This is a genomic window from Vibrio genomosp. F10 str. ZF-129, from assembly GCF_000287055.2.
Taxonomy (GTDB): domain Bacteria; phylum Pseudomonadota; class Gammaproteobacteria; order Enterobacterales; family Vibrionaceae; genus Vibrio.
Genome location: NZ_AJYQ02000096.1, coordinates 20,049 through 29,020 on the forward strand (window position 1 = coordinate 20,049; position 8,972 = coordinate 29,020).

General features: G+C 40.6%; 7 protein-coding genes. 2 read left to right on the forward strand and 5 right to left on the reverse strand.

Translation table 11 applies throughout. The features are described 5' to 3' along the window. Positions 1-393: 393 nt before the first annotated feature. From A1QO_RS11215 to A1QO_RS11225, 3 genes are all read right to left on the reverse strand, one after another. Complete coding sequence (locus A1QO_RS11215) at positions 394-2,250, reverse strand: UvrD-helicase domain-containing protein (protein ID WP_017041623.1); 1,857 nt, start codon at positions 2,248-2,250, stop codon at positions 394-396. Continuing rightward, a complete protein-coding gene (locus tag A1QO_RS11220) occupies positions 2,250-4,112 on the reverse strand; it encodes an ATP-dependent nuclease (protein WP_017041624.1) in 1,863 nt (620 codons plus the stop codon). Before A1QO_RS11220 ends, A1QO_RS11215 begins: the two co-directional genes overlap by 1 nt. 267 nt (positions 4,113-4,379) lie before the next feature. Beyond that, positions 4,380-5,300, reverse strand: a complete 921-nt coding sequence (locus A1QO_RS11225; protein WP_026027085.1) for a bacteriophage abortive infection AbiH family protein — start codon at positions 5,298-5,300, stop codon at positions 4,380-4,382. A 415-nt stretch (positions 5,301-5,715) separates the two neighbouring features. Between A1QO_RS11225 and A1QO_RS11230 the strand changes: the two genes are divergently transcribed. Continuing rightward, entirely contained in the window at positions 5,716-7,068 is a 1,353-nt protein-coding gene (locus A1QO_RS11230; RefSeq protein WP_017041626.1) for a hypothetical protein, read from the forward strand. Positions 7,069-7,164: 96 nt separating this feature from the next. Here the strand turns inward: A1QO_RS11230 and A1QO_RS11235 are convergent, their stop codons facing one another. Together A1QO_RS11235 and A1QO_RS11240 are read right to left on the reverse strand one after the other, a co-directional pair. After that, positions 7,165-7,488, reverse strand: a complete 324-nt coding sequence (locus A1QO_RS11235; RefSeq protein ID WP_026027086.1) for a YnfA family protein — start codon at positions 7,486-7,488, stop codon at positions 7,165-7,167. 148 nt (positions 7,489-7,636) lie between these two features. Beyond that, positions 7,637-8,428, reverse strand: coding sequence for an MBL fold metallo-hydrolase (locus A1QO_RS11240; protein ID WP_017041628.1), 792 nt, complete (start codon positions 8,426-8,428; stop codon positions 7,637-7,639). Positions 8,429-8,542: 114 nt separating this feature from the next. On the opposite strand from A1QO_RS11240, the gene A1QO_RS11245 reads away from it, so the two are divergent. Further along, positions 8,543-8,972 (forward strand): DJ-1/PfpI family protein (locus A1QO_RS11245; protein WP_017041629.1); only part of this gene is annotated, 430 nt, incomplete at its 3' end.

Genomic DNA, 8,972 nt, shown 5'->3' on the forward strand with positions numbered 1-8,972 from the left:
TTTACTTACTCACTGTGTAGGCTTAACAATTTATTACATCCCATTTTGTATCTAAATTGAATGCCTGTATCACAGTTTTGTATCATAACGCACTGTTTTTTATGACTTATCACTGAGACGGAGGTTGTGTGAGCGAGAAAATGCGACAAAGTGGGACATTTTCGCAGGCATCGCAGTTAGCTATTAGAAAAATTATTGCTGACTGAGTGACAGGAATACCATTGATGCATGCTCACTAGCCAAGAATTGGGCGCTTCTGAGTTACGAAGTGCCAGCAATGAAGGTTCTGGACACAAACGAGTTAGTTACAAATATCTAACTCGTCCGCCTAGGATTAGGAAAAGTAAGCCAAAATCCAAGAACAACATATCTCATCGACTTTTCAAGAAAAATTTACATCATTGTAAGGTCACAAATTTTCCAGCCTGCATATTCCTGTTTCCCAAGGTGCTCTGTAGGAAATCCTGATTTATCCATAGCTAAACAAAGCAAGTGCTCAGGCCTTGAGAAGGCGACATATAATTGCTTCATAAACTTGATTTTTGTAACGGCTGTCGGTTTCGTAGTGTTTTCGACTAGAATATAGTCAATTAGTGATTTTAAATCATTTGAACGGAATTTTGTTTCCAAGACTAGCGTGGCTGCATGTGTTTCACCTTTAACTGCATGAATTGTTGCCACTTCATTTTCGATTGTTCTCCCTGAAACTTCTGTGTAAACCTTGTTAGCGCTGACATTGTTAACAGTAGCTACGTGAGGACTATTACCTTCAAAACAGATAAACTCTTGAATTTGAGTCAAGTTATGCAAGTTCAAATAACTTAATAGAGTAGTCACTGATTCGTTCCATATATCCTCTGTTATGTCATTTTTAATCAATGACTTAATCAGGACATTGAAATTGATAATTAAACCCGATTCTCTTAAATATTTACGTATATATGTGGTTGAGTAACCAGACTGAGTACCATCTTGGTGTGATAGTTTGGAATTAGATATTCGACCGCATCTAACCATCCCATCAAGAATTAGACGATATGCTTGATGTTGACCTTTTAAGCAACTCCCCTCATGAAAGTAATGAATAAATTTGCTTGGTTTAAACGCATTTGTTGAGTTGCTCTTATCAAATGAGTCGAGATAGTTGCAAATGGTTAATCCATCAACCTTTCTAACACCAACTGCACCAACCGTTTTAATTGGTCTTTTACAGTCTTCGGGGATTGCTTGCGAACACAATTCTGCAAACCTATCGAAAACGTTACTTCGTGAGTTCTCATCAACCAAAAAAATTGTATGTAAGGCTTGTTCTGGTGCCGCTGTATCTGAGTTCAGGTTGATACGGTTGTAACTTAAATTTTTTGCCAGCAGCGCAATTGAATTGTTAAAGCGGTGACTGTCTTCGACTTTCTCTAAGGTAACTTGATTGTAAGTTTGATTCCCCTCTTCCCCACCGCTATAAATAGCTTGGTCAGGGTCACCAAATCTTTGGAAGCTTACAGTCTCATGTTGGAATATATCGTTTAGCAATTCATCTTGGAATCTTTGAGTATCTTGCATTTCATCAATAAATACAGCAGGGAAGCGAGATCTAAGTGCACCTTTAATCGATGAATTCTTTAAAATATACTTCTTAGCAAGCGCATACATTTCATGGTAATAGAAGTAACCACCAGTCACCAACGTTCTTTTTGCTGACTTTAAATCCTGATAGCTTGACGATGTGGATGGCCTTGTAAAGCCAGGTACTGATAGTTTAACTTCGTCATCTATGAATTTATATTGAAGATCTTGCAGTGAAGAAATGTGTCGTTGTCTCAGGAAGTTCTTTGTCCCTCTAGACAAAAGAGACCAACCCCTAGTACAACATATCTCATCGTCAACTTGGGTTACGGTTAAGCCTTTTGAACGTAGATATGGTATTGCGAGGAATCTATTTACAAACTCTTGAATTGTACCAATAAAGTGAGGATGGGATAATAGTTTTTGACCATCAATACTCTGCTGAAGACGCTCAATTATTTCACCCTTTGCAACATTGGTATGAGTTAAAACACATATTCCTTGATGCGATTGTTTCCATTTTTTAGCAATTATAAGAAGCTTAGCTGCGACCATTGTTGTCTTGCCACTTCCAGGGCAAGCCTGCACATCATTGAATGTCTTGATTATCTGCTTTCTTGCAGCATCAAACGTCACCCCTAACTCTGCTTCGACCGCGCTAATATCCGCATCATTAATATCAATCATTATTGTAGCGGCTCCATTTCTTCAGGAAACGATTCCGTTACATACTCAATAGCATCAACAATATAGGATGGTAACTTTGCTTTTAGATCTAGAGGGCGGTCTTTGTACTTAGATAGGATCTCAGCCAGTGAATAACTAACTTCACTTTTCCCATCTCCTTTACCTTCGATAACGCCATACAGCTGGACAGATCTTATTTGTGCATCAGTATTTAGTGCGTCGTAGCCATCCATGCTGTTATTTATCGCTTGGTATAGCTCTTCGCTCAGTCCGTACTTTGCAAGGCAAAACTCAAACGTCCAGTCATTAGATATAAACGTTTTAACTAGCTCTCCATCAAACTCAGACTTCTTAGCTTTTTTTTCATCTATTTCGGCAGGAGTGAGTTCATTAAGCCAATACTTCAAGTTTCCACCTTTACCACTTGGTTTTGGCTGTTTTTTGGTTTTAAAACCATAATCGTTATCACCAGTATCTTCGGCTTCATCTGGCCACAAATCTAAATCCGTGATACAAGCTACCTTGATAGGTAGTGGTTTTGGATTTGCTGAGGTAGCGCTGGATCGATAAGCCTTAGCGTAGCGCTTCCTTGATAAACCATTTACGCTTACCAGCGACACTCCATAGTCTTCTAAAGGCCGCCCAAGTAATTCCGCTATTTTGGGGATTAAAACTACCTCTGCAACCCCTTCAACTAGTAATACACCTTTTGCAAAAAACATATTTGCTTTTGTGGAATCCAAAAATTTCTCAAGGAAAACATAATCTTCGTCTTCGAGTGCGGTGCACCCCTTTCTTAGAGGGAAAGCTTGGCCTTCTTGCATTAGGATTAAACTCTCTAAGGGAGCTTTTGATGCAAGTACAGGACTGTGAGTCGATAAAATACACTGTAGTTGGCTATTTTCAGTCCGAAGATAATTAATAAACTTCAACTGTAACTGAGGGTGAAGATGAGCTTCAGGCTCTTCTACTAGCAACAGAGGGTATTGCTCTTCCTCTTGCTTTATTAGCATTAGCTCGGTAGCCATAAATAACAGACTGCTATAACCCAATCCGTGCTTAATACCTGAAGCATCGAGTTCAAGGGTTAGTTTTTCTAAAATGGATTTAAGAGCGAATGATTTTTCTGATTCGCTCATGTCTGCATAGTCCTTGCTTCCTAATAAACTTAAGACTGGCGTAAATACATTCGCTCTGAATGTTAAAGAGTTCAGCAAGGTGGCTATATTGTCTTGCGCAGTTTGGATTGCTGCGTCTGACTGAATGTCCTTACTTGCACCAGTAAGTAGTTCAATAATACGCTGGGTGGCGCTCGTATCCCCAGCTAAACTGGCGTTACTTCCTAAAATTTGAGATAGCCTAGACGAGCGTCCAGCTGAGAGTTCAGCTTCGGCATCACGTAGGGGTTTTAAATAAGTAGCAGCGAGGTATTCACGAACGTCTCTTTCAATTATAGGGCCATCATTATTGATACCAGAACGGATTTCGGTCTTAATAAATTGAGATTTTTTGAAAGGGCTAGGGGCGAGTTTTGCTGAAAGAGTTATGAATAGAACTGATTTATCAACTCCAGGGGTTACTTCTTCATTTGTTAAATGTTCTAAAAATAAGCCAGACTCGCGTAGGGACAAGTCCTCAAACTTTAACTGAATTTTTAACTCACTCTTTCCATTTAGGAAGTCAGTACTCTTCAGGTTAACCCACTCGGCTGAAGTTGTATCAAGGACGAGTCGGATCGCATCGATAACAGAGCTTTTACCCGCATTATTTTCACCAACAAGTAAATTTAACCCATTGTTGAATGCCATAGAAAAATCTTCAAACTGTCTAAAGTGTTGTGCTTTCAATTCTGATAAATACATGATTTTTTTGACCAAACCAATTAACCGATGATTGTTCAGACATGCTAACCCAGAACTACGCCTATATCCTTTTTTATTATGCAGTTACATGAGTAAACACACGTAAAAGTTGCTATTTGATGTGTTTGTATGGAACAGACGACCGCTACCTTCTAGCATAAGTAGTAGTATTGAAAATGCCCACATAAATGAATGAGTTAAACTCTAACTAACACAATGAGGCATATCGTCACGTTAAATAGTTTTAGAAAAGTTGATAGCTTCAAATTATTTAGTCAACAGGGACATCTCTATCAATTTCATCCTGTTTTCGTCATCAACAATCTCCTCAAGTCGACTACGTATTGCATCTTCTTCGGATCTTGGGTAGTAAGACGCCCACCATTGACAGTTCGCCCCAACTATTTTGTTTACATAGTCAAAGTAAGGTTTATCGATTACTGCTAGAGAATGACCTAGGATTACCACTCTCTCAATATCTACTAAAGACTGTAGGAACGTGCTAGATGCTTGGACACAAGCAGCAGTGTCCTTATGATTTTTTTTAAAGTATCTATGAGCCTCACTAGTTGCGTATTCATAATCAGGTGAGTAAGAGTCAGAAAAGGCCTCAACCTCTTCTTCTGCGAGGATTGATATGTCAATTGAGGGCGGAGCTTTATATTCTGAAGCCTCTATACCATGCCCAACAACAATTGGGGCGTCAGTGCTATTTAGTTTGCCATGAATGTAACAGATACGGTCTGAAGGTATGTTATAGAACCGCTCAAGGGTGTTCGTATAGTTGAAACATAGAAAGCGAGCACTAGTATCTATTGGCAATACTTTGCCGTCTTCAATTGTACGACTCTCAGCCAATGACAAATAGCTATTTAAGTCCTTTTTAAGCCCCATTGTAAGCGCACCGATAGCATTTTCGACTTCATAGAGAAAATGATTTTCATGAGGGTCATCATCATAATATTGGGCAGCATATTCAATGAGTGCATCGACATCAAAATTGGCAAGATTTGTCTCTAACTGTTGCCAGTGCTCATCTAATGTCTGGTTAGTAGACATCATAAAAACACCATTTTCATATAATCGGTGGAACTCACTATGTTTGGAATAGTCTCGGAAGCCTGTTAATGATGTCGGCAAGCCATGGTGCAAATCAAATCCATTGCCAATGATATAGAGTTTATTCACGCTGATACTATCCTGTCGTGTAGAGTCTAAGGAAGTTATTAATTGGTTAGAAAGTAGATCGTAAGTTACTTTGTCGCATTACGAAGATTTGGTCAATGTTCTGATATTAGAGATACTCATGGAGTACGCGCTAACTTGAAATGGGGCAAAACCTTGTCAGTGGCTTTGCTAATTTAGCTTTGACGAATTATCAGGGGTATGGCAAACCAATCTAGTCTCCCCAGCAGAGTTGGGAGGGTATCAATGTCTAATTATCAAATTCAATAGCGTTGATGTATGAATAATTGATACATACCAAAGTGAGTCTCGTTTTGGCGTTATATACTGTGACGACTATCAATATAACCCTGACCGATCAAACAAGTATCAGCAATGCAGCGACGAACGTCACCGTTGCGACAAGGAGTGTTGGCCGATGAAAAGACCACTTATTGCACTACTACTTTTTTCAGTTAGTTGCACACTACAAGCAGGCTATTGCACCACCAGTAATTGGGACAAAGGAGTGGATCTGTATAAAAAGTATGAGAACGCCTACAACGCTGTTATCGATCCACATAATCAACAAATCGATATTTACAATGAGTTCGACTTCGTTGGCCATATCATCACTAGCCCAATTACCGATGGCCAGCTCTACGACTCACTCCAGAAGCAGATCCAATTGGTTCAACAACATCAGCAATCCTTGTTCGAGCTACAAAAACAGATAAAACGAACGGAAACAGGGCTCGATAAAGCTCGTCAGTTATGGGAAAAACTGGCTGACTATTGCTACGACGAAGACAAGTATGATGACTACAAGTCTGGTCGTAATAATATGCGAATGGCAAAAGAAACTAAGGACAAAGCGAATAACATAAAAGCAAGCCTTGATAGAATGCAGAAGAAATACCAAAAAGAGATTGAGACGCTCAAAGCCATTCAACTCAACGAAAAACTCAAAGGCGAAGCACTGACTTGCAACGAAGCATGGCAGAAAACCAATCACGTGGTAGTAGACGACACTCGCTCAATTTTCTTTCAGAACTTTCTTGTCTCTCAGCACCACTCAGACCGAGATCACTCTTTCACTACTCGACCTTTCGCTATCAGCGAGTATTTCCCCGTGAGTGAAACGTTTCCCATCCACCCTTACTATGACACCGAGAAAACACAGTTACGCCAAATAAAAAAGGTCAATAAACAGATTCAAGCCATGGACAAATTTGTCTACGGGCTGAGCCAACTCGAAACAAAAGAGAGTGAGTTTTTGCACAACTTAAGCCATGACGACGTCAAACAGCTCACATACTGGCTCTCTCAGAATGCTGATGCCCTTCCTAGTGCCGTCACAAAAAAAATTTTTAGTGGCGAGCAAAAACTATCAGACAGCCAAATTACAACGGTTAAAGCCTTGGCAAACCGCTCTCTAAGCGAGCTTTTGGCGGTACGCCATAAATTTGATGTTTTCATCGATCGAGATAAGCAAAACAACAAACGGGCTTTTATCCGTTTCAACCATAGTTGTAAGCCCGGTCAAGCTTGGGAAGGCATTGCTAGTCAAGTCAACGGTCAGCCTATTTCACTTCGTTATGAGTGTCTGAAATCAGCTTACAGTGACAGCACCAGCCTCTATGCGATCCCAGAGGATGCCCAAGGGATGGAGACGCTCGTCAAAGAGTTTAAGAAAAAGGTATGGGTGGAAGTTGAACTAAGTGTCGATAATAAGCACCATCTCACCAAGTTTTGGGCGAATGGGTTTAGCAAAGCATGGCAGTCGTTGTAATGAGCAGCAATTGCGTAAAACACTTAAAGAGCAAGCGTGGATCGATCGCTACGGCTATGAAAATACCAAATGTTGGTAGTCTACCTTAGTCTTTTGTTATGTGGTTCTTGGGGCAAACATGATGATCGCCATTCCAAGCATAGCGACTGAAACACCCACAATGTCCCATAAACTCGGACGAATGCCATCTACTACCCATAGCCACAGGATTGCCACAAAAATATAGACACCACCGTAAGCGGCATAAACCCTACCTACTGCTGTCGGATGTAAAGACAATAACCATGCAAATAAAGCAAGGCAGAAAGCTGCTGGTACTAACAACCAAACAGATTTGTCTTCTTTCAACCAAAGATAAGGCAAGTAGCAGCCCAATATTTCTGCAATTGCTGTTACAAAGAAAAGCCCTAATATTTTGATTTATAACAACTTAGACTCCTATCTTTGTTGCAACCGTAGACACTATACCTAACCAGGATTTCGAGCTAATGCGGCTGTAGCTCGGAATTGGACAAAAATCATTTAGATTATTTACTTAAATCGAGAGTCATCGGATTAGTTCAGGTATCTAAAACTCCAAGGTCTCACCATCAGCAGGAATAAGGACTTTATCTGACAAACCGTTTTTATCAATTGCTTCTTTAAGAATTGCTCGAGTCACTGCACAGTGATTGAGTGCCTCCATATGGTTCGCAACCACCTTATTAGGGGAAAGGCGAATAAACTCCATGACCTCATCAATAGACATCAATAACGGTTGACCAACATCCAGACGAGCACGGCCTGCTGCCACCACTGTGATGTCGGGTTTTAACTCAGTCAACGCTCGTTTTACATCATCGGTTAGAACTGTATCACCGCTAATGTAAATAGAAGGCTCATTGGGAAGCTCCAAGAAAAATCCAACACCATTAGCCATTACCTTGTGAATCCATCCATGGCCGTGCAAAGCCGGAACCGCGGTGAGCTTTCCGTCTAGAAAGTCGATAGTTTCCCAGTCTTTAATTCCCCAATTTATCGTTAAGCCATATTTTTCTAGGTAAGCTTTATCTTTGGCTGGTGTCGCAACTGGGATATTACGACTTGTTAAGAACGCTTCACCTGCCGGATCCAGGTGATCCCCATGTTGTAACGCCTTGATACCAAGTGTTTGACTGTGAGTAATTAAGGTATGAGTAACCTTGTTTAGTAGCTCATCGGCATTACTTGGCATCTCAACCGTTGGATTTTTCGCGGCCTTAGCCTTAATGACTGAAAACGGAGGCATAGAGCCTTTTTTCCCCAACATAGGATCAATAAGGATAAATTTTTCGCCAGATTCAATGATAAAAGTTGCGCTACGTAGGTGATGGATCTTCATAATACCTCTCTAAATTCACTCAGGAGTCATATTCTCTATGTGATTTAGTATGCTATTTTCGGTAATCTTGCCATACTGTCTCGAAAGTCAATATTCGCGCAAATCGAGACACTCATGAACAAATCAAGCGAGTTAATTAAAATTACTATGATAGCCTTCGAAGGCATCAGTGCTTTTCATCTCTCTGTGCCCTGTCTGGTGTTTCAAGATATCTTTTTCGGTCAGCCGGTTCGGTTTAACTTGAGGACCTGTAGCGAAAACAGCTTGCGGTTTGAAACAAGCTCTGGATTTGGTGTGGTGGTCGATAGCGATCTAAGTGCTACCCAAGAAGCCGATATTATAATTATTCCAAGCTGGCCAAATGACCTGCCAGAGCCAAGTGAGCGACTTCTAGAGGCGTTAATAGATCATCATGATAAAGGGAAGTTGCTGGTAGGGCTCTGCCTTGGTTCTTATGTTCTCGCGTGTGCTGGCGTTCTCGATGGCAAACGAGCCACAAGCCACTGGGCATTTACCGAACAATTTCAGCAGCAATTTCCTAAGG

Excerpts from the sequence above, each read along its gene's own strand:
- A1QO_RS11230 (WP_017041626.1), top strand. The coding sequence starts at position 5,716 with ATGAAAAGACCACTTATTGCACTACTACTTTTTTCAGTTAGTTGCACA.
- A1QO_RS11215 (WP_017041623.1), bottom strand. The coding sequence starts at position 2,250 with ATGATTGATATTAATGATGCGGATATTAGCGCGGTCGAAGCAGAGTTA.
- A1QO_RS11240 (WP_017041628.1), bottom strand. The coding sequence starts at position 8,428 with ATGAAGATCCATCACCTACGTAGCGCAACTTTTATCATTGAATCTGGC.
- A1QO_RS11220 (WP_017041624.1), bottom strand. The coding sequence starts at position 4,112 with ATGTATTTATCAGAATTGAAAGCACAACACTTTAGACAGTTTGAAGAT.